The organism is uncultured Dokdonia sp. (assembly GCF_947492535.1).
Lineage (GTDB): Bacteria > Bacteroidota > Bacteroidia > Flavobacteriales > Flavobacteriaceae > Dokdonia.
Genome location: NZ_CANLNH010000009.1, coordinates 61,918 through 82,274, shown reverse-complemented (window position 1 = coordinate 82,274; position 20,357 = coordinate 61,918). Strand labels below are relative to the sequence as shown.

18 protein-coding genes are annotated in these 20,357 nt (G+C 34.1%); 11 read left to right on the top strand and 7 right to left on the bottom strand.

Annotation, left to right across the window (positions count from 1 at the left end; translation table 11 throughout):
• Window positions 1-2: 2 nt before the first annotated feature.
• Together Q1A60_RS13130 and Q1A60_RS13125 are read right to left on the bottom strand one after the other, a co-directional pair.
• On the bottom strand, window positions 3-2,045 hold the full coding sequence (locus Q1A60_RS13130; protein WP_299767356.1) for a carboxy terminal-processing peptidase: 2,043 nt from the start codon (window positions 2,043-2,045) through the stop codon (window positions 3-5).
• Between the two features lie 125 nt (window positions 2,046-2,170).
• Window positions 2,171-2,809 (bottom strand): carboxypeptidase-like regulatory domain-containing protein, encoded by a 639-nt coding sequence (locus tag Q1A60_RS13125; RefSeq protein ID WP_299767357.1) that lies wholly within the window; start codon window positions 2,807-2,809, stop codon window positions 2,171-2,173.
• A 149-nt stretch (window positions 2,810-2,958) separates the two neighbouring features.
• Between Q1A60_RS13125 and Q1A60_RS13120 the strand changes: the two genes are divergently transcribed.
• Entirely contained in the window at window positions 2,959-4,575 is a 1,617-nt protein-coding gene (locus Q1A60_RS13120) for a class I SAM-dependent methyltransferase (RefSeq protein WP_299767358.1), read from the top strand.
• 15 nt (window positions 4,576-4,590) lie between these two features.
• Complete coding sequence (locus tag Q1A60_RS13115) at window positions 4,591-5,517, top strand: hypothetical protein (protein ID WP_299767359.1); 927 nt, start codon at window positions 4,591-4,593, stop codon at window positions 5,515-5,517.
• Between the two features lie 386 nt (window positions 5,518-5,903).
• Here Q1A60_RS13115 and pruA read toward each other — a convergent pair whose 3' ends face one another.
• The gene (gene pruA, locus Q1A60_RS13110; protein WP_299767360.1) at window positions 5,904-7,529 is read right to left on the bottom strand and encodes an L-glutamate gamma-semialdehyde dehydrogenase; all 1,626 of its coding nucleotides are present in this window, start codon (window positions 7,527-7,529) and stop codon (window positions 5,904-5,906) included.
• A 231-nt stretch (window positions 7,530-7,760) separates the two neighbouring features.
• Here pruA and Q1A60_RS13105 point away from each other — a divergent pair, with 231 nt between their 5' ends.
• Window positions 7,761-8,477 carry an NRDE family protein gene (locus Q1A60_RS13105; protein WP_299767361.1) on the top strand — a complete coding sequence of 239 codons (717 nt, stop codon included), beginning with the start codon at window positions 7,761-7,763 and terminating at the stop codon, window positions 8,475-8,477.
• Window positions 8,474-9,490, top strand: coding sequence for a DUF6695 family protein (locus Q1A60_RS13100; protein WP_299767362.1), 1,017 nt, complete (start codon window positions 8,474-8,476; stop codon window positions 9,488-9,490). The genes Q1A60_RS13105 and Q1A60_RS13100 overlap by 4 nt, the downstream gene beginning before the upstream one ends.
• Here Q1A60_RS13100 and apaG read toward each other — a convergent pair.
• Genes apaG through Q1A60_RS13085 form a run of 3 tightly spaced genes read right to left on the bottom strand, consistent with a single transcriptional unit; the run spans window position 9,459 to window position 12,304 of the window.
• Window positions 9,459-9,845, bottom strand: a complete 387-nt coding sequence (apaG, locus tag Q1A60_RS13095; RefSeq protein WP_299679317.1) for a Co2+/Mg2+ efflux protein ApaG — start codon at window positions 9,843-9,845, stop codon at window positions 9,459-9,461. The genes Q1A60_RS13100 and apaG overlap by 32 nt on opposite strands.
• Window positions 9,846-9,851: 6 nt before the next feature.
• Window positions 9,852-11,021 carry a DUF3667 domain-containing protein gene (locus tag Q1A60_RS13090; RefSeq protein ID WP_299767363.1) on the bottom strand — a complete coding sequence of 390 codons (1,170 nt, stop codon included), beginning with the start codon at window positions 11,019-11,021 and terminating at the stop codon, window positions 9,852-9,854.
• A 23-nt stretch (window positions 11,022-11,044) separates the two neighbouring features.
• A complete protein-coding gene (locus Q1A60_RS13085) occupies window positions 11,045-12,304 on the bottom strand; it encodes a type IX secretion system plug protein domain-containing protein (RefSeq protein WP_299767364.1) in 1,260 nt (419 codons plus the stop codon).
• A gap of 302 nt (window positions 12,305-12,606) precedes the next feature.
• Here Q1A60_RS13085 and Q1A60_RS13080 point away from each other — a divergent pair, with 302 nt between their 5' ends.
• The 7 genes from Q1A60_RS13080 to nqrF all read left to right on the top strand — a co-directional run bounded on the left by Q1A60_RS13080 (window position 12,607) and on the right by nqrF (window position 19,071).
• Window positions 12,607-13,953, top strand: coding sequence for a Na(+)-translocating NADH-quinone reductase subunit A (locus Q1A60_RS13080; RefSeq protein ID WP_299767365.1), 1,347 nt, complete (start codon window positions 12,607-12,609; stop codon window positions 13,951-13,953).
• 3 nt (window positions 13,954-13,956) lie between these two features.
• Window positions 13,957-15,171 (top strand): NADH:ubiquinone reductase (Na(+)-transporting) subunit B, encoded by a 1,215-nt coding sequence (locus Q1A60_RS13075; RefSeq protein ID WP_299767366.1) that lies wholly within the window; start codon window positions 13,957-13,959, stop codon window positions 15,169-15,171.
• A gap of 2 nt (window positions 15,172-15,173) precedes the next feature.
• The gene (locus Q1A60_RS13070) at window positions 15,174-15,911 is read left to right on the top strand and encodes a Na(+)-translocating NADH-quinone reductase subunit C (RefSeq protein WP_299767367.1); all 738 of its coding nucleotides are present in this window, start codon (window positions 15,174-15,176) and stop codon (window positions 15,909-15,911) included.
• A 4-nt stretch (window positions 15,912-15,915) separates the two neighbouring features.
• Window positions 15,916-16,563, top strand: coding sequence for an NADH:ubiquinone reductase (Na(+)-transporting) subunit D (locus Q1A60_RS13065; RefSeq protein ID WP_299767368.1), 648 nt, complete (start codon window positions 15,916-15,918; stop codon window positions 16,561-16,563).
• 68 nt (window positions 16,564-16,631) lie between these two features.
• Window positions 16,632-16,997: a four helix bundle protein gene (locus Q1A60_RS13060; protein WP_299767369.1), complete on the top strand. Its 366-nt coding sequence runs from the start codon at window positions 16,632-16,634 to the stop codon at window positions 16,995-16,997.
• Window positions 16,998-17,036: 39 nt separating this feature from the next.
• Entirely contained in the window at window positions 17,037-17,759 is a 723-nt protein-coding gene (gene nqrE / locus Q1A60_RS13055) for an NADH:ubiquinone reductase (Na(+)-transporting) subunit E (protein WP_299767370.1), read from the top strand.
• Window positions 17,760-17,763: 4 nt separating this feature from the next.
• Window positions 17,764-19,071, top strand: coding sequence for an NADH:ubiquinone reductase (Na(+)-transporting) subunit F (gene nqrF / locus Q1A60_RS13050; protein WP_299767371.1), 1,308 nt, complete (start codon window positions 17,764-17,766; stop codon window positions 19,069-19,071).
• A gap of 313 nt (window positions 19,072-19,384) precedes the next feature.
• On the opposite strand, the gene Q1A60_RS13045 is transcribed toward nqrF, so the two are convergent.
• Window positions 19,385-20,035, bottom strand: a complete 651-nt coding sequence (locus Q1A60_RS13045) for a hypothetical protein (protein ID WP_299767372.1) — start codon at window positions 20,033-20,035, stop codon at window positions 19,385-19,387.
• Window positions 20,036-20,357: the final 322 nt, after the last annotated feature.

Below are 20,357 nucleotides of genomic sequence, written 5' to 3'. Positions count from 1 at the left end.
TTTTAATTTTTCAGATAGTCTTTTAAGATATTAGATGCTTCAATAATATAGGGATCTGTACTCATATTGGAAAGCAATTGTTCATTGGCTTTTTTGGCAGTAGCATCATATCCATTTATTTCGGTTGTTGTTATTGTATTTTCTATCGTAAGTATAGCATCTTCCTGACTAGAGGCATCTCTAAAACTATCCCATAATTCATCTCTAAAGGAAAGATATTCTTTTACTTTTGAAAACGATACTGGAATATGATCGTTTTCCTGTAACATAGCAACTAGTTTTTTATTACTGTCAGTAATACTGGAAAATGTGCTGTTACCCTGAATTCTTGCCTTACTATTTTTAGAGAGAACTTCTTTTGCAATAACGGGTAACGGCCTAGCTTTAAGTTTTACGATTACATCATCATTTGGAAGCGGGTATTTTTCTGAAGCTTCACTACTGGCAATATCTGTATAAATAGAAGGCAATGTAATATCTGGAATCACCCCTTGCGCCTGATGGCTCTTTCCTGTAGCTCTATAAAACACTTCTGAAGTAAGTTTTGTAAAATCACTATTTTCATCATCTTCCTGTAATGGAATCATCACTTGTGCAGATGATTTTCCATACGTAGTAGCTCCAATAATTAATGCTCTATTATAATCTTGCATTGCTGCCGAAAAGAACTCAGAGGCAGAGGCACTATATTCATTTACAAGTATTGCTAGGGGTTTTGTAAAAGCAACACCTCTGTTAGAATCTCGTAACGTGGCTGTTTCTCCTGCTTGATCTTTTAAAATAGCAACTGGACCTCTGTCAATAAAAAGCCCAGAAAGATCAATAGCTTCTTTCATAGAACCACCTCCATTGTCACGTACATCAATGATTAATGCATCGATATTCATTTTCTGTAATTTATATAACTCTCTAGCCACATCATTTGCCATTCCTAATCCATTTGGAGATTCGTAATCTGTATAAAAAGATGGGATGCTTATAAAACCTATGCGTTTCTCTCCAGTAATAACAAATCCTGTGAGATTATTTTCCTCCACTTCTATTTTAGATTTTACAAGTGTTATTTGTTTTAATACACCGTCATTTTTTCTGATGTTAAAAGTTACTTCTTCTACAAATGTATCTTGTATTTGTCTTTGTAATTCATCGTTTGAAAAACACGATAAATCAATGGTTGTATCTTTTATGGTTACAGAAACAATGATATCACCTTCAGTAATATTTCTATTTTTAAAAGCGTTACTTCCAGGTGTTATATAAGAAACTTCAATAGCACCTTCATTGTTTTTATAGGTTTGCACACCTGTAGCGACTTGTGAGGTGGCAAGTTGTGCTTCATATGCTGTTTTGTCTTGCGTGTCTAAAAATGAAGAATGAGGGTCTTGATATTTTACAAATGCATCTAATACAATATTTTCAAATTGACGCTGTATTCCATTCTTAACACTGAGTATTTCATCAAGTTGACATAAAGCATTTTCTATAACGTGTGTGCGGTATGTTTTTTCTACAGCAAGAAAATCGTTTTCTATATGTTTTTCTTCAGGAGCTTCATTGATATATTTTGTGATGGTTCTATACTTTATAGATTTACGCCAGTATCTTTTTTTATTTTCTATATTTTTATAAAAAAGGTCGCCATTATTTCGTGTAAAATGTAAAGTATCTTTTCCATCGTAAGAAAGTGTAGCCGAAGAAAGTTCAGAAATGATATTCTTAGACTCTTGAATTCTTTTTTCAAAAGTAGTTACATACGTAGTGAGAAAGGAACAATCTTTATTTGATAGATAGTCATCTAATTGTGTTTTGTCTTTTTCAAAGGCATCAAAATCAGATTTTAAAAAATGAAATCCTGTGTCATTAATTGCATTGATCATGAGATCGAAAACAGCTTCAGACATTTCATCATCTATAGATTTTGGACTATAGTGATTTGTGGCGACTACGTCTTGTAGTAATTTCCATTGTTTGCAGAAATCTTGGCTTAATAGCGACTTGCTAAAAAGAATACAAATACTAAAAACAAGTAGTGTAATTTTATTCAATAGAATGGTTGTTAAAGATAACGTAATGATAAGAAAACTAACACATTTAGAAAAATGATATGATTGTTTCTTTATACGCTTTCGCGAAAGCGTACACAAATACAATACCAAAAGTAGTGGCTGTATTATTTTCTAATTGCCTTTTGAGTAGGGAGACCCACTCCATCTGCTATCATATTAATCAAATAAATTCCCGTTCTAACCGAAGCTAAATCTAGTGTGATACTTGTCTTTGTATTTTGATACCTTTTGGAGTGTACTTGCTGTCCCAATAGGTTAGTAACCGTTACTTGTACTTCTTTGTAGGGAGTTGACATTGTAAGATGGAATATCCCATTGGAAGACGGGTTTGGATATAAGGATGGAGTGGAAAAAGAATTTGAAAGATTTTCTGAAACTTCCTCAGTTACTACCGTCCAAGAACACCTTGTGCTACAGGTAACTCTTCGACTAGACTGTGAAGTTATAATCACTTCATCAAGGGATTCATTTTCTAAAGTAATAGGGATAAATTTCTGAGTGTTAACGACAATTTCTTTAGTTTGATATCCTGTATAGGAAATAGCAAGTGTGTCTCCTTTTTGCACTTGTAATTTGAAGTTTCCATTTGCATCTGTGGTAGTTCCTATGGTGCTATTTTTAATATAAATATTGGCCCATTCTAATGCACTTATCTCATCGGTAACAGTACCTTTAATGGTTGTTTGGGCACTTAAAGTGTTGAAGGCATACAATAAGATAGCGAATAGTGTAATTTTTTTCATGAGATGGTTGTTTGATTATTTATATCAAAAGTAGACTAGGCAACTGCCTTTTAAAATGATAAATGAGTGAACGTTACTTTTGAGTGAGGTAATGTTCTTATAAGAAATTAGTAACTTGATATGTAGCAATTTTTACTATATTTAGTCATATGACTGTAAAAAAGAATAATACACAATACCGATCCGATTTATTTAGACATTTAGATGGTATTGTAACAGCGCCAGTTGCATATGAACTTTATGCGAAAGGAATCACCACACAATTACTAAAAGATGAATCTTGTTTGTTATCAGAATTGACAAGTGCATATAATGCAAATGAAGGATATCTCAATGTAGCTTTACGAGTCATGTGTTCTCAAGGTTGGTTGCAACAGTCTATTCAAGATAATGGTAGTGATGTACTATATCGTACAACTGCTTCTAGTGAAATTGCTTTTGGCTTATTTCATCTTTATGAAGATGTAGTCAACTTACAGAAATTTTCAGCAAAGTTTCATGATCGAAAATTTGAAGCAGCACCTTTTCAAATGCTAAAGAACATCTTCATGTCTTTTAAAAAGAATTATGGAGTCACTATAGCAGAAGATGAAAATGTAGCTACTATTCAGCATCAAATATTAAAACATATAGAAGGGATTATTTTAGGGCCAACTTTAGTACATCTCGCAATGGGAGGAATGTTTCATAAGTACTTTATGCAAGCAAGTTTCAAGCCTGAAGAATTTCATAAGGATGCTACTCATTTTAAAGAGCTACTCGATATATTATGTTATTTTGATTTGTTTACATCTCATAATGGCACCTATCAGTTTACGGAAAAAGGACTCTTTTATGCCAAGCGTGCAAGTGCTTATGGGGTAACGGTATCGTACATTCCAACCTTGAGAAGGTTAGATGAATTGCTTTTTGGAAACCCAAAAGCAGCCAAAGATGCAGGAGATGGAAATAAAGAAGGACATGTAGATAGAGCGATGAATGTATGGGGGAGTGGAGGTGCACATTCCAGTTATTTTAAAGTAGTAGATGAGATTATCATTCACTTATTTAATAAACCTATAGAAGAGCAACCGAAAGGAATCCTTGATATGGGATGTGGAAATGGAGCTTTTTTAATTCACTTATATAATGTTATTGAAAAGCAAACATTACGGGGTCGAATGCTAGATGAACATCCACTTATCTTAGTGGGAGTTGATTATAACGAAGCAGCATTACATATTACGAAAGGAAATCTGGTACAAGCTGAAATTTGGGCGAAAGTAGTCTGGGGTGATATTGGAGATCCTGACCAATTAGCAAAAGATCTTCAAGATAATTATGGAATTGCATTAGGCGAACTATTAAATGTACGTTCGTTCTTAGATCATAATCGTATCTGGAAAATGCCTGAGCCTAGATCTGAAAAACGCATAAGTGACTCTACGGGAGCCTATGTTTTTGAGGGTGAACGTATGTCTAATGACCTAGTGGAAGACTCCTTATTAGAACATATTGAAAAATGGGCTCCGTATGTGTCTACATTTGGATTATTAGTTATTGAATTGCATACGGTGCAACCAGAAATTGTAGCTCAACATATTGGAAAAACAGCAGTAACAGCTTATGATGCGACACATGGTTTTTCAGATCAATATATTGTAGAAGTTCCAGTCTTTTATAAAATTCTTGCTGAAGCAGGGCTTCACCCTGATAAACGATTAGGGCAGAAGTTTCCTAATTCTGAATTGGCTGCTGTGACGGTGAATTTGTTTAGGAAGAATTAATGTTACTTTTACTTAATGAAAAGTGTTAAAAATTTAATCAAATCCTTAAGGGAAAATTATTATTTAGAATTCTTAGTAGACCCAAATTCTGATTTAGTTGCTTTTGATAAACATTACGTTCTTGTGAATTATCAAAATAAAGATTATTATGAAGTTGATATAGAGTCAATAAAATTGCGTCAACAGGAAATTTTGATTGATCTAAAAAAAGAATATGAAAATGCTTTATCACAAATTTTTTTAAAGCTAGCTACTTCTAATTCAGATACTTTTGAATCATTTATTAGGTTTAATATTGAAGCGGTTAAAATTAGTCTTAGAACTATTAAAGCTGATTTTTATATTGATAGTAAGCAATCTAGATATTATTCCAATCTAATAGATAATTTAGGTGTAAATAAACTAAAAATAATAAATAATAGAGAAGTTAATTATGAAAGTTATTTTAAAGATAGTTCAATAGTTGAATTTTATGAGTCTCTTTTTAAAGATTCGAGCATATCTGGGCTAGATCATGTGTTTAGTTATTATAGTATAGAATTTCATAATCATAGAATGAAAATCTTAAGTCGTTTACCTTTTGCTCTTTTTCATATTGCTAGTCGATTCATTATTGACTTAAGCAGAATTGAAGAAAAAATAAGGGAAATCCGTTCCTTGAATCAGGAAACACCCAAAATTAAATGGTTAGGTAAAAGAACTCATATTGGATATGTTTTTAGTAAACTAGCTCAAGAAGGTTATATAGAAACTCCTAAACTAAAGAATGGAGAAGTAAATTACACTGCTTTTGCTAGATTAATTAAGCAACTTTTTGAGGTTGATGTTTCAGAGGGTACATTAAGAAAATATTTAAATCCTTTAGATAGTAAGTTTGAAGAAAACCAAAATACTTTTGAAAAAGAAAATTTTCATTTGCCAAATATAAAACTAGTCAATTAATCCGTTCCGGAACGCATAGGAACGAGATTTTTGATTATTAAAACTTTATTTTGTTGAACATATTATTACAATTTTTATGGAACAATATTTCTACAATTTAAATTTACTACTCGTGTTGCTATTTTTCTTGATAGTCATATTGCTGTTTTGGATTATGCCAACAAAGAAGTCTGGTATTGTTGTAAAAAGGATTGTTCAGTTAATTAATGCTTTACCTATATCTAAGATTTGTTTAGCAATAGTAAGTTATTTTGAAAGTAAGAAGTTTTAAATGTGTTGTATGATCTTTTTGAGTGATAGAAAGAGATATATTCTTAACAAAAAAACACCGCCTAGAAGGCAGTGTTTTTTTATATGATGAGATTCCCGCCTTCGCGGGAATGAAATTACCCTAAAAATGGATATCTATAATCTGTAGGTGTTACAAAGGTTTCTTTAATCATGCGAGGACTCACCCAACGTAATAAGTTTAAAGCAGAACCTGCTTTGTCATTAGTTCCTGATGCTCTTGCACCTCCAAAAGGTTGTTGTCCTACCACCGCACCTGTTGGTTTATCATTGATGTAGAAGTTACCTGCCGCGTTTTTAAGTGCCTTTGTTGCCTCTTGTATCGCATAACGATCGGTAGAAAGCACCGCACCTGTTAAGGCGTATTCACTAGTTTGATCTACCAATTCTAGTGTTGCGCTCCAATTGGCATCTTCATAAATGTATATCGTAATCACAGGGCCAAAAAGCTCTGTACACATCGTTGTGTATTTTGGGTCCTCTGCTACAATAACAGTAGGCTCGATAAAGTATCCTTTTGATTTATCATGACCCCCACCTACGATAATCTCAGCACCAGCATCTGCTTTTGCTTGATCTATAAATGAAGCTAATTTATCAAACGAACCTTCATGAATCACTGCCGTAATATAGTTGCCCATATCTTCTGGTGACCCCATCTTAAATGAGTTCACATCTTTAATTACCTGTTCTTTTACAGCTGGCCATAAGCTAGCAGGAATATATGCACGACTTGCAGCACTACATTTTTGCCCTTGGAATTCAAAAGCACCACGTACTATAGCAGTAGCTACTTGGTCTGCTTTTGCAGATGGATGAGCAACGATAAAATCTTTTCCTCCAGTTTCTCCAACAATACGAGGGTAAGTTTTATAATTGTGAATATTCGTTCCAATTTTTGCCCAAAGATCTTTAAATACGTGTGTCGATCCTGTAAAGTGTAATCCAGAAAAATCTGGACTATCAAGTACGGTATCAGTAATCATTACGGGATCTCCGTGCACTACTTGGATCACGCCGTCAGGAACACCCGCTTCACGGAAAATATCTAAGATAATTTTAGCAGAAAGCATTTGACTATCTGAAGGTTTCCATACCACAACATTTCCCATTAATGCACAACTTGCAGGTAAATTTGCTGCAATTGCTGTAAAGTTAAATGGTGTAATTGCATAGATAAATCCTTCTAAAGGACGATATTCTAAACGGTTCCAAGCATCAGAAGTAGATTCTGGTTGCTCGTTATAAATGTCAGTCATAAACTGTACATTAAAACGTAAGAAATCTATAAGTTCACAAGCAGCATCTATTTCAGCTTGATGTACTGTTTTAGATTGTGCAATCATCGTTGCTGCATTAATACGAGCACGATATGGTCCAGCGATAAGCTCGGCTGCTTTTAAAAATATACCGGCACGTTGTTCCCAAGGAAGTTCAGCCCACGCTGTTCTTGCCTCAAGTGCACCCGAAATAGCATCTTCTATATGCGACTTCTCAGCAAGATGATACTCTCCTACAATATGTTTATGATCATGAGGAGGTGACATTGTTCTTGTATTTCCTGTACGCACTTCTTGACCATTGATGTACATCGGTACTTCTGTATGTGCATTAAAAAGTGTTTTATAAGCTGCCGCTACTGCTTCTCTTTCTGGAGAACCAGGTGCATACCCTTTTACAGGCTCATTGACAGCAATTGGTACTTGAAAAAATCCTTTTCCCATAGGTGTTTCGTTTTTTAATTTTAAGAGTTGCGAAGGTACGAAATTGTTTACGCTTTCGCGAAAGCGAAGTTTATACTGAGTTCATCGAAGTACGAAATCGAGCCTGCGAGATTCACGACCAAAGGGAGAGTGGAACGTTAAAGCGTACGCATCTTCAATCTATTAGCGTATCGTGATATGCATTCGTAGAATTTTTTGTAAGTTGCGTGCTAATTTTCTGACCAAATTTTTATGTGTACAGTAACCTATATTCCTAAAGGAAATTCTAATTTTATTCTAACTTCTAATCGTGATGAAGCCGTGGGCCGCACTACGTTACCTCCCGATTTTTATAATGTAGATGGAGTGAAAATGCTATTTCCAAAAGATGCAGTTGCTGGCGGTTCTTGGATTGGAATCTCTGAAAAAAACACGATGATATGTCTCCTGAATGGTGGTTTTGAAAACCATGTGAAGGTAGAAAACTATAAAATGAGTCGTGGCGTGGTTGTAAAAGAACTTTTAAAAGCAGATGATTTAAGTGATGCAATTGACACTTTTAATTATGAAGGCATTGAGCCTTTTACGATTGTAGCCATAGATTGGAGTTCAGAATTAAAAGCAACAGAACTGGTGTGGGATGGATATAAGGCTCATATTACGGTATTGCCAGATGCTCCAAAGATTTGGTCTTCTTCTACACTGTATGATACACGAATGAAACAAAAACGTCGTGATTGGTTTGAAGTGTTTTCAAATGAAGATAAATTTGATGCTAGTGATTTACATCATTTTCATACCACAGCAGGAGAAGGAGATAAAAATGTAGATGTGCTTTTAGATAGAGGTTTACTTAAAACTGTAAGTGTTACACAGGTAGAAAAAATAGATGATAACTGTGCAATGACATATTATGATTTGCAAAAAGATGAGGTGCATCGTGCCGAGTTTGATACAGTAACAGTGTGAAATACAATGGTAAAATAATTGTCTTAGCTTTTCCAGACACTTTTGTAAAAATGTCTGATGAGCTGATGTGTAAACTATTACCTCTTGTAGGATTAGGTACACGTACGCACATTAAAGCGGGGCATGCTGCGCTTGTACTTATAGAAAATGCTACCGGAAATTCATTTTATTATGATTTTGGACGTTACATCACTCCCGAAGGGATGGGAAGAGTGCGAGGTGCAAAAACAGATGCTGAGCTAGAAATTCCATTTAAAGCAATAGTGACCAATGATACGCTTGAGAATTTAGATGAATTTTTAGTGTGGTTAGATGCACATCCTGAAAAAACACATGGTTCTGGACGACTCGTAGCCTCTTTAAATGAGCATGTCAATTATGAAAAGGCACATGAATATATAATGAGTCTTCAAAACCAAGGAAGTGTTCCTTACAAGGCATTTGGTAATTTAGGTAGTAATTGTGCCCGATTTGTGACAGAAACAATACTTTCGTCTACAGAAGAGAAACATATTATCAAAGCACTTAAACATAACAAAAAATTTACCCCTAGTACAGTAGGAAATGTAGAAAAAAGTGCATCAAATAGGGTATACCAGATTTACAATGGAGTGATTTCTGAATATAATTCTACAGCGTTAAAAGAAAACTTAACCAATTACTTTGATAAAAAAGTACCTGCATCTTATTTCCAAGATGGAAAAGATGATGTAGCATTGCCAGAGGGAGCACAACTTTTAACCGGCATTGGCAGTAGTGCTTGGTTTCTTTTAGAAAAAGAGACTAAGAATCAAGTGCTAATTACACGATTTACAGAAAAAGGAATTCCTGATTTTAAAGGAGTTGCTCAAATACCTGACGGTTTTGATATTGCAAAAGACTACGCGTTTGTATATGATAGCAATTGTGCATTTTGTACACTAGAACAAGAAGGGAAATCGTATCGTTTTGATTTGACTAAGAGAGAAATAGGAATAGTGCCTAATTCAAAGCAAAAGGAGCACTTAGTTTAAATGTTGGAATTTTTACTCTAAACTTTCGTGTTGTCGTAAAATTAACCATATGATAATAGCCTTCCATCGCTCCAAAAGGAGAGGTGAGTAAACATCCAGAACTATATGTATGCTTTTCTCCTGGTTTTAAAACAGGTTTTTTTCCAATAACACCTTCACCATCTACAATTTCAGGAGAATTTAATGAGTCATAAATTTTCCAGTGGCGAGCCATTAATTGAACCGAATCTTTACTTTGATTTTCAATAGTCACACGATATCCAAAGGCAAAATGCATTTTATAATTTTTATAAAACGTGCCTTCAAAGGTAGTTTCTACCGAGATTTTTATGCCTCTTGTGACCTGTTGTACCATCTCTTTTTAATAAAAAGCTGCAGTTAATGCAAAGAATATCAACGCAAAAATGGACGTTGATATCATAAAAACAATATTTAAAAATACAAATTTTATTAATGTGATAACGCGATTTTGCTTATAAAAATTTCGTAAGGCCTTATAAAAATAAAATGGACCTATTAACGTAAGCAAGATAGGAGCTACAATACTATCATTAGGAATAAAGGAATCGGGAATTAAAGAAATTAATAAGACCACAAAAATCCAACTAAAAATATGGAAGATAAAAACCAAATGTTCCATATAGTTTGCTCGCTTTTTAGAGTAAATGAGCCAGAAAAATAGTGCGTAAAAAGGAGCGAAGAAAAACAGGAAGAAAGGAGTTTTTGATGCCATGTAATTTACAAAGCGAAAAGGATCTTTTTGAACTCTCTCTATGGCGTCATTTTTATTATACATCCAGACATTTATTTTAGTTCTATCATATTTGAGACTGTCTAGCGCTGTAGTAGCGCTAGAGATATCTGTAGCTTGATAAAAATCCCTGAATAATTTGAATCTTTCTACAAATGACTCAACATCATTTAAAGTGTCCATATCTTTTTGAGCTATATATTTGTAGCCTAAAGAGTCTTTTTTAGCTTTTTCAGCTTTTTTTCGTTCTGTTTCTTTTTTAGCTTCTTCTATAGCTGCTTTTATATTCTCATTAAATTGAGTAGGAATTCCTTGAATTTCGGGGATAGAATCCTGTAGCGCAATGTCCAATGCTTCAATAGCTTTTTCATTATCCATATTTATATTCACTAAGGGTGAATCAGGAATATCATCAGTGAAATCGTTGTTAAAAAATGACAGAGCTCCTAGAATGATAAAGTAAAAGATACTGGCACTTAAAAAGAATCGAAAAGGATTTGCATAATGAAAACGTTTTCCATCTACATAATATCGTGTAATCGTTCCCGGTTTAAAGAGTAAATCTTTTAGTGTGTGTCTAAAACGAGAGTCGTAGGTAAATACACTTAAAACAAACTCGCCGATAAAATCTTTAAGTGTAAGTCGTTTGGTTGTGTTAAGTTGCCCACAATAGGCGCAGAATCTATCAGTAAGATCCAGTGGGTGCGCGCAGTTGAGACATTCAACTCCGCGGTATTTGATGGCTTTGCGGCTATTTGGCTTTATCGAAGTTTCCTCCATGCCATAAATATAGGAGTTTTGTGTTAATTAGTGATCACAGAAGAGTTACTACTTCCTAATCCTACTAATTCATCAAAACGTCCACCTGGACGACGATAATATACTAATACTTGATAGTCGTTTTCTGTTTGCCAATAATTCCCGCTAATTGCTTTTTCTCTATTAATTGTACCATCTTCTTCTACCAATACATATTTGTAATTATAAAACCCTTGTTTTAAAAGCATCGGCAGTTCGTATCTATAGGTCTTTGGATTGTAAACTAACTTAGTAGATTTGTTAGTAACATAATTATTAAAATTACCATATACATGTATCTCTTTTCCTTCTTCTACCTCTGTGTGATCTAGGCTAAAATGAATCCATGCATATTCAGCTTCAGATCTAGGTGTTCTACCTTGTAAGGTAGTAATGACAAAGTTTCCATTTATGTCTGGGTTAAATGTATATGGAATATCAGAACGAACTTGATTTGTATACAAATAATTATGGTATAGTTTTTTGAGTTCTATATAGCGTATAGCTGCTGTTGCACCACGTATATCTTTGTTTTCAAAATTAAAAAATTCATTCCCTGCCCAAAAAGCAGTCTCTTGATCATAACGATATTCCAGTTTATTACCTACTGTAAACTGAGGTATGACACCCGTAATAGCAGTTTTAAGATTGTTGTTTTGTAAAATCACCACTTTTACATTTTGCCTTGGATTAATGATAGGCTGCTCTCCTCCGTTTACAAAAAAGCGAACTACTTGTTTTGTGTTTACATAATTAAGATCTCTAGATCTTTTTATTTGTACACCAACTGCAAATTGCGGATTGTAGATCATAAATTTTCTAGAAAACACTAATTCTCCTTCTTCATTAAAGATACTCATTAAATAATTTCCAGTTTTGGTAAGTCCTTGTGTGAACTTATTAGGGATATTTAAATGGTAATTAGAATATAACTGTAAAGTAGCGACAGAATTTTCAATATCTAGAATACGCACATTATCCATGCCTCTCATAAATTCAGAACGCGCTAACTTACTAGGAGACCAATCTGCATCATGATGTGTGATTTTATAATAGTAATCATGTTCATCTCCAATAATATCATCAAAACTTAACTGTAGTGGATCACCTAATTTTATAGTAGGAAGTTCTCCTAAAAATGTATCTCCTCTAAATTGAATAGATTTAATATAGGAAGGTTCTGGAGTTTCTACAGCAATCTGAGCAAAAGACAAATTGTAAGCAAAAACCACAAAAAAGAGAAGTAATAATTTAGATGATTTCATAAGTAATGATAGTTATTGGTCAAATATAATCAAAATCTATACCGAGAAATGGATGATTCTTTATACGCTTTCGCGAAAGCGTACTCTTAAACAAACCCAATATGATTCGTTAATTTGTTACTAATAAACGCCTTTAGACTCGCTTTATGTTTGTGATTTGTTTAAGGATGTTTAAATTTAGTTATTTAGAATAGTTATAAATAATATGATCCCTATTTTCCGAGTGGAAAAAACGTATAGAAATTTGTAAATTTGCACACCTTAAAATAGTAAGGTTTTAGATAACAAAAATCTACTGACATATGTCAAAAGACATTAGAATTAAAAAAGGTCTTGATATACGATTAGTGGGCGAAGCAGAAAAGAGTATTTCTGAGGGGCCACGATCAAGAACTGTAATTATCAGACCTTCAGATTTTCATCTGGTTACTCCTAAAATGGTTGTCAAAGAAGGAGCAAAACTTCAAGTTGGCGACGAGTTATTCTTTTCAAAATCACAAGAGCAAATACGTTTTGTGTCTCCTGTAGCAGGAACACTCGTAGAAATTAAGCGTGGTGCACGTCGTGTGATCACCGATCTTGTGATTGAAGCAGATTACTCAGGAGGGACTAGAGATTTTGGAAAATTAAGTGCTTCTGCATCTCCAGAAGACATCAAAGAAAAGCTTTTATCTAGCGGATTATGGCCGTTTATCAAACAACGTCCATATGATGTGGTTGCAAATCCAGTAAATGAGCCAAAGGCAATTTTCATCTCTGGACATAATACAGCACCACTTGCACCAGATTTAGATTTTGTTCTTTCTGGGAAAGAAGCAGAACTACAGGCAGCATTAACAGCATTAAACGCACTTACTTCAGGTGGTGTGCATATTTCTGTTGGATCTAGCAGTTCTATATTTTCAGGAATGAATAATGTGGTGACACATACAGTAAAAGGACCGCATCCAGCTGGAAATGTAGGAACACTTATCAATAAATTAAATCCTGTAAATAAAGGAGAAACTGTTTGGACAGTAGCTGCTCAGGATCTTGTTATTATTGGAGAGCTACTACTTACAGGCGCATTTAATGCAACTCGCATTATTTCTGTAGCTGGTTCTGGAGTTAAGAAACCTTCTTATTATAAAACGATTATTGGAGCTGAAGTATCTACGTTTGCATATGATGCAGGAGTAGATGGAGATACCAATCGTTTTATTTCAGGAAACGTGCTTACTGGTAATCAAATAAAGCCAGACGGCGCTTTAGGATATTACGCAAACGAATTTGTTGCTATTCCAGAAGGAGATGATTATGAATTCTTTGGATGGAATAAGCCAGTTTTCAATAAAATATCACCTTCTAGAGCATTAACGTTCTCATGGATGCAACCTAAAAAGAAGTACGACCTTGATACCAATACAAATGGAGAACACCGTGCTTTTGTAGTTACTGGTAATTATGAAGAAGTATTTCCTTTAGATATTTATCCATTACAGATTTTAAAAGCTTGTATGGTAAAAGATCTTGATGAAATGGAAGCGTTAGGAATGTATGAGGTAGCACCAGAAGATTTTGCACTTACAGAGTTTATTTGTGTGTCAAAACAACCGCACCAAGACATTATCAGAGAAGGTCTTGACTTGATGTATAATGAAATAGGATAAGTGATGGGATTAAAACAAAACTTACATAAAATTAAAATGAAGTATGAGGGCAAGAAAATGGCCCCCGCATTTAATGCAATTCATACTTTTTTATATAGTCCTAATGAGACGACTCATAGTGGTTCGCACATTAGAGCTGTAGATGACTTAAAACGTACTATGAATACCGTGATTATGGCATTAGTGCCATGTTTAATCTTCGGTATTTTTAATGCAGGATATCAGCATTATGCAGCTGTCGATGCTGCAAATGGGATTACAAGAGAATTATCTATATGGGGTAACTTTATTACTTGGGAAAACTTTTCTTTAGGCGCTTGGAAAGTAGTCCCACTTGTTATTGTTTCCTATGGTGTTGGTCTTCTTGTAGAATTTATTTTTGCAGTGATCAAAGGCCATGAAGTAGAAGAAGGATACCTAGTAACAGGAATGTTAGTGCCGTTAATTGTGCCAATTGATATTCCATTATGGATGCTTGCAGTTGCAGTGATTTTTGGTGTTGTGATAGGAAAAGAAGTATTTGGAGGAACTGGAATGAATATTCTTAATCCTGCACTTACGATCCGTGCTTTCTTATTCTTTGCATATCCAACATGGATGTCTGGCGATAAAGTATGGGTAGCAGAAGCTGTTGATAGAGCAGGAACTGCAGATGCGATATCTGGTGAAACACTCTTAGGTGCTTATGCTCAAAATGCAGGTAGTTTAGGATATGATTATGCTGATATGTTCTGGGGATATATACCAGGATCTGTAGGAGAGACTTCTAAGTTTTTAATTATTATTGGTGCTTTATTCTTGATTTTCTCTAAAATAGGAAGTTGGAGAATTATGCTTAGTACCGTAGTTGGAGCAGTAGCTATGGGACTTATATTTAACGGTGTTGTAGAAGCCGGTTGGATAGATGAAAGTAGTAAATTCTTTGGATTAATGAGTATTCCTTATTGGCAACACCTTATTATAGGTAGTATTTTATTTGGAGCAGTCTATATGGCTACAGACCCTGTAACAGCTTCTCAAACCAATAAAGGGAAATGGATTTATGGATTCTTTATTGGATTTATAGCTATTATGATTCGTGTATTTAATCCAGCATATCCAGAAGGAGTATTCCTTGCTATACTATTAATGAATGTGTTTGCACCTACGATTGACCATTATGTGGTTCAAGGGAATGTGAAGAAAAGAATGAAACGTCTAAAAGTTAAAACAGCATAATCATGGCAAATACAGACGGAAACGGATATACAATAGGTTTTGCAACAGTAATGGTATTTGTTGTAGGAGGTATTCTGGCAGCACTTGCTACAGGCCTTAAACCTGCCATTAAAGAAAATGAACGTTTTGAAAAGCAACAGAGTATTCTATACGCTATGGGTGTTCATGAAAACGGAGACGATACAGGCTCTGTAAATTTTATAGCTACCGATAAAGTAGAAGAAGCATATACAAATTACATCAAGGAAAGTTTTGTTTTTCAAAATGGAAAAGTTCTTGAAGGAGAAGATGCTTTTAAAATAGATATGAAGAAACAAAGTAAAACGCCTAAGAGTGAACGTAAACTACCATTGTTTGTAGGAGAACGCGACGGTAAAAAGTTTTACGTAATCCCTATGTACGGGAAAGGACTTTGGGATGCTATCTGGGGATATGTTGCCCTAGATGATAAACTCATTGTACAAGGTGCTATTTTTGATCATAAAGGAGAAACACCTGGATTAGGAGCCAATATCAAAGAGCGTTACTTTATGGATGATTTCTTAGGAGAACAAATTATGAACGGCAACAAATATGCAGGTATTACAGTTGCTAAAGGAAATAATGATCCTAAAAATGAAACTAAAGATGATAATGAAGTTGATGCTTTAGCTGGTGCAACAATCACAGGAGATGGTGTAACTGCCATGTTCAAGAGCACATTAAAATCATATATTCCTCATATTCAAAACTTGAAATAATATTATGGGATTACTATCAAAAAAAGATCAAAAATTAATTCTTGATCCGTTAGCAGACGATAACCCGATTACAATACAAGTATTAGGTATTTGTTCTGCATTGGCAATTACAGCACAGTTAAAGGCATCTATTGTGATGGCAGTATCTGTAATTTTTGTGTTAGGTATAGGAAATGTAGTGATCTCGCTTATGCGAAACATCATTCCTTCAAAAATCAGAATTATTGTACAATTAGTGGTTGTAGCAACACTTGTAATTATTGTTGATCAAGTACTAAAAGCATATGCATATACCTTAAGTAAAGAGCTTTCAGTATTCGTAGGACTTATTATTACCAACTGTATTATTATGGGACGTTTTGAAGCCTTTGCTTTAGGAAATGGCCCATGGCGTTCTTTCCTAGATGGAATAGGAAATGCACTTGGGTATGGAGTGATCTTAATTATTGTAGGATTCTTTAGAGAACTTTTTGGTTCAGGTACATTACTTGGATTTAAAGTATTAGGAGATCCAATAGAAAAAACAGGATTATATGCTACAGGATATGAGAATAATGGATTTATGTTATTATCACCTATGGCACTGATTGTTGTTGGACTTATTATATGGGTACAACGTTCACGCAATAAAGCATTAATCGAAGAAAACTAGGGTTTTAGTATTTAGTGAAAAGTGTCTAGTTTTTATGCTTTCGCGAAAATATATGTTCTGAATAAAATATGAAAGTTCAAGATTTATTAGCGTATCAAAGATCATTTGATCTTGCTATGAAAATCTTTGAATTATCAAAAGAGTTTCCGAAAGAAGAAAAGTATTCTCTTACTGATCAAATTAGAAGATCATCAAGAAGTGTTACCACAAATCTTTCCGAGGCTTATAGAAAAAGAAGATATCCAAAACACTTTGTAAGTAAACTTACTGATAGTGATGCGGAAAATGGAGAAACACAAACATGGTTAGAATTTGCTTATGCATGTGAGTACATAACTGAAAAAAAATTTAAAATATTAAATAATGATAGTGAAGAAGTAGCGAGGTTGTTAAATTTTATGATTTTGAATCCAGAAAAATTTGGGTCAAAATAAAATTAACACTTGATACTTTACACTTTACACTAATAAAAAATGGAACATTTAGAATTATTTTTTAAATCGATATTTATAGATAACATGGTATTTGCCACGTTCCTTGGAATGTGTTCATACCTTGCAGTATCTAAAAAAGTAAGTACAGCTGTGGGACTTGGAGCCGCAGTAATATTTGTACTTGCAGTAACGGTTCCCTTAAACTGGTTACTAGATCAGTATATCTTACGTGATGGAGCATTAGCTTGGTTAGGACCTGAATATGCAGATTACGATTTAAGTTTCTTATCCTTCATTCTATTTATTGCTACTATTGCAACCATGGTACAACTAGTAGAGATTGTTGTAGAGAAATTTTCTCCATCGCTTTATAACTCACTAGGTATTTTCTTACCACTTATTGCTGTAAACTGTGCGATTCTTGGAGGATCTTTATTTATGCAATCAAGGGATATTCAAACATTAGGTCTTGCGACTACATATGGAATTGGATCTGGAATAGGATGGTTTTTAGCCATTCTTGCTATCGCAGCGATTAGAGAAAAAATCAGATATTCAAATGTACCTGCACCACTTAGAGGATTAGGGATCACGTTTATCATTACAGGACTTATGGCTATTGGATTCATGAGTTTTGGAGGAATGTTAACTGGAGGAGATGAAGAAGAAGAAACAACACCTGTTGCAGAAGTTGCTCCAGTAAAAGAAATGTCAAAAGAGGCTAGCGATGAGCTAGTTTTAACTACAAACGAAAAAGAATAATCATATGTTATTAGTTGCTAGTATGTCTGGCGTTGTAATCGCCACGATTGTTGCCTTTTTAGTACTTACACTATTGTTAGTGGGACTACTATTATTTACAAAACAAAAACTATCTCCTTCAGGACCCGTTACGATTACGATTAACGGCGATAAAGAAGTAGAAGTTGCTTCAGGAAGTACTCTTTTATCTACCTTAGGTAATAATAAAATATTTTTACCATCTGCCTGTGGAGGTGGAGGTACGTGTATTCAATGTGAGTGCCACGTATTAGAAGGTGGGGGAGAAGCGTTACCAACAGAAACACCTCACTTTAGCCGTAAAGAATTAGCGCATGGAGCTCGTTTGGCTTGTCAAGTGAAAGTAAAGCAAAACATGAATATTACAATTCCAGAAGAAGTATTTGGAATTAAAAAATGGGATGCCACTGTTGTTCGTAATTATAATGTAGCATCTTTTATTAAGGAATTTGTTGTTGAGATTCCTGAAGATATGGGATATAAAGCAGGAGGATATATTCAAATTGAAATTCCTGAATGCGAAATTAAATATGCTGATATAGATATTACAGCCCATCCAGAAGAGCATGATACTCCAGATAAATTCCAAGCAGAATGGGATAAGTTTGGTTTATGGCCGCTTACTATGAAAAATAATGAGACTGTAGAGAGAGCCTATTCTATGGCTTCTTTTCCAGCAGAAGGTCGTGAGATTATGTTAAATGTGCGTATTGCTACGCCACCATGGGATAGAGCTAAAAATCAATGGATGGATGTAAACCCAGGTGTTGCATCATCATACATATTTGCTCAAAAACCAGGAGATAAAGTAGTGATTTCTGGACCTTATGGAGAATTCTTTATTAATGAGTCTGAGGCAGAAATGCTTTATGTAGGAGGAGGAGCAGGAATGGCACCTATGCGTTCACACTTATACCACCTATTCAAAACGCTAAAAACGGGTCGTACAGTCACGTATTGGTACGGAGGACGTTCTAAGCGTGAGTTATTCTATCTTGAACACTTTAGAGCATTAGAAAGAGAGTTTCCAAACTTTAAATTTTACTTAGCACTTTCTGAGCCATTAGAAGAAGATAACTGGAAAGTAAAAGAGACTACAGAAGGAGAAGGAGACGGATTTGTAGGATTTATTCACCAAGTAGTGATAGATCAGTATTTAAACAAACATGAAGCTCCTGAAGATATCGAATTATACTTCTGTGGACCTCCATTAATGAACAACGCTGTTCAGAAAATGGGAGAAGATTTTGGTATTCCAGATGAGAACATCCGATTTGATGACTTTGGAGGATAATTTCATTCCCACGTAAATGGGAATCTTATCATATAAAACCTCGATGCAATTTTGTGTCGAGGTTTTTACTTTTATTGGCGCCTCCAAAGGTGTTACTGTTATTACTTCGAGACTTGCTTCGAAATTAAAATTAAGTTTCGTATAAATCCCTCGTGTACTTGCCTTTAAGTAATGTTATTACCCATTGTTATAGATTGTATAAAAACAAAGAGCATCTATGATAGGAAAGAAGAGAATAAATACATATTTCAAAAAGGTACTTTACGAATAATCTAAATCACCCTTTTGAAATATGATAGTTATTGAAAGTCTTCTAATTATTTCCACAAGCTTCTAAGCATTCTATAGCGGTTGTATGACATTGAATTAGCCTCTCAAGATGGGCTATTTCAGCAGTAAGTTTACAGATTCTTAAAGCAGCTGGATCATTTACATGATTTATATCACATAATGATGTATCATTAAAGAATTGTATGGCCGAGTCAGTAGTACAAAAGAAGAGTTCTCTTTGACAACGAACTATGCATCTTTCTAGTTCATCAATAGGGTCTATATCTACAGGGGTTTCACTATTTCTTTTAGTAGTATTTAGAGCATCTAAGGCAAACTGGGTTAATTGTGCTTGTGTATATTTACTTAAATCGTACTGTTCATTAAGTGCTTTGATAGTCTCATTTTGTTTATTTAAATGACTCTCATATTGTGCTTTGCTGTCATATCCTAATAGGCTTGATATAATAGTAATATCTGCATCACTTATATGCGTTTTATCAAAAAAAGGTTGGAATGCATTAAAGTCTTTTACATTGTCTAAAACTGTCGATTGATCTTGCATAAAACTTATAAAACGAGCATCAGAACCCAAATCTTGGGCAGCACTATGTGATTCTGTATCATCTGTTGCACAAGAAAAGCAAACGATACTTAAAATAATTACGGATAATGTTGTTAAGATATTTTTCATGATTTTTGATTTACTTAGAGAGATCGTCTCTATTGGTTATTTAATAAATAAGATTTTAAATGTTGTGTTTCTTCTAAGGTTAGTTCTATTAATAGTATTACTACAACTCATAAGAATCAACGATACTAAAAGAGAATATTTCTTGTAGTAAAGAATGAGGTTTTCATAATAAACTATAGTAATTGGGTTACTAATAAGAACTTTACATGCATGTTTTTGACACTTCAAATGTTTCTATTTTTTATCTATAAACAAAGTGTTGTACCTGAGCCATTTATAAAAAAAGAGTCGTGTTTTATAAAACACGACTCTTTTATGTTTG

What these genes read in the sequence shown, in the direction of transcription:
- Q1A60_RS13125 (WP_299767357.1), bottom strand. Translation starts at nt 2,809, where the DNA reads ATGAAAAAAATTACACTATTCGCTATCTTATTGTATGCCTTCAACACT.
- Q1A60_RS13120 (WP_299767358.1), top strand. Translation starts at nt 2,959, where the DNA reads ATGACTGTAAAAAAGAATAATACACAATACCGATCCGATTTATTTAGA.
- Q1A60_RS13115 (WP_299767359.1), top strand. Translation starts at nt 4,591, where the DNA reads ATGAAAAGTGTTAAAAATTTAATCAAATCCTTAAGGGAAAATTATTAT.
- pruA (WP_299767360.1), bottom strand. Translation starts at nt 7,529, where the DNA reads ATGGGAAAAGGATTTTTTCAAGTACCAATTGCTGTCAATGAGCCTGTA.
- Q1A60_RS13105 (WP_299767361.1), top strand. Translation starts at nt 7,761, where the DNA reads ATGTGTACAGTAACCTATATTCCTAAAGGAAATTCTAATTTTATTCTA.
- apaG (WP_299679317.1), bottom strand. Translation starts at nt 9,845, where the DNA reads ATGGTACAACAGGTCACAAGAGGCATAAAAATCTCGGTAGAAACTACC.
- Q1A60_RS13090 (WP_299767363.1), bottom strand. Translation starts at nt 11,021, where the DNA reads ATGGAGGAAACTTCGATAAAGCCAAATAGCCGCAAAGCCATCAAATAC.
- Q1A60_RS13085 (WP_299767364.1), bottom strand. Translation starts at nt 12,304, where the DNA reads ATGAAATCATCTAAATTATTACTTCTCTTTTTTGTGGTTTTTGCTTAC.
- Q1A60_RS13080 (WP_299767365.1), top strand. Translation starts at nt 12,607, where the DNA reads ATGTCAAAAGACATTAGAATTAAAAAAGGTCTTGATATACGATTAGTG.
- Q1A60_RS13075 (WP_299767366.1), top strand. Translation starts at nt 13,957, where the DNA reads ATGGGATTAAAACAAAACTTACATAAAATTAAAATGAAGTATGAGGGC.
- Q1A60_RS13070 (WP_299767367.1), top strand. Translation starts at nt 15,174, where the DNA reads ATGGCAAATACAGACGGAAACGGATATACAATAGGTTTTGCAACAGTA.
- Q1A60_RS13065 (WP_299767368.1), top strand. Translation starts at nt 15,916, where the DNA reads ATGGGATTACTATCAAAAAAAGATCAAAAATTAATTCTTGATCCGTTA.
- Q1A60_RS13060 (WP_299767369.1), top strand. Translation starts at nt 16,632, where the DNA reads ATGAAAGTTCAAGATTTATTAGCGTATCAAAGATCATTTGATCTTGCT.
- nqrE (WP_299767370.1), top strand. Translation starts at nt 17,037, where the DNA reads ATGGAACATTTAGAATTATTTTTTAAATCGATATTTATAGATAACATG.
- nqrF (WP_299767371.1), top strand. Translation starts at nt 17,764, where the DNA reads ATGTTATTAGTTGCTAGTATGTCTGGCGTTGTAATCGCCACGATTGTT.
- Q1A60_RS13045 (WP_299767372.1), bottom strand. Translation starts at nt 20,035, where the DNA reads ATGAAAAATATCTTAACAACATTATCCGTAATTATTTTAAGTATCGTT.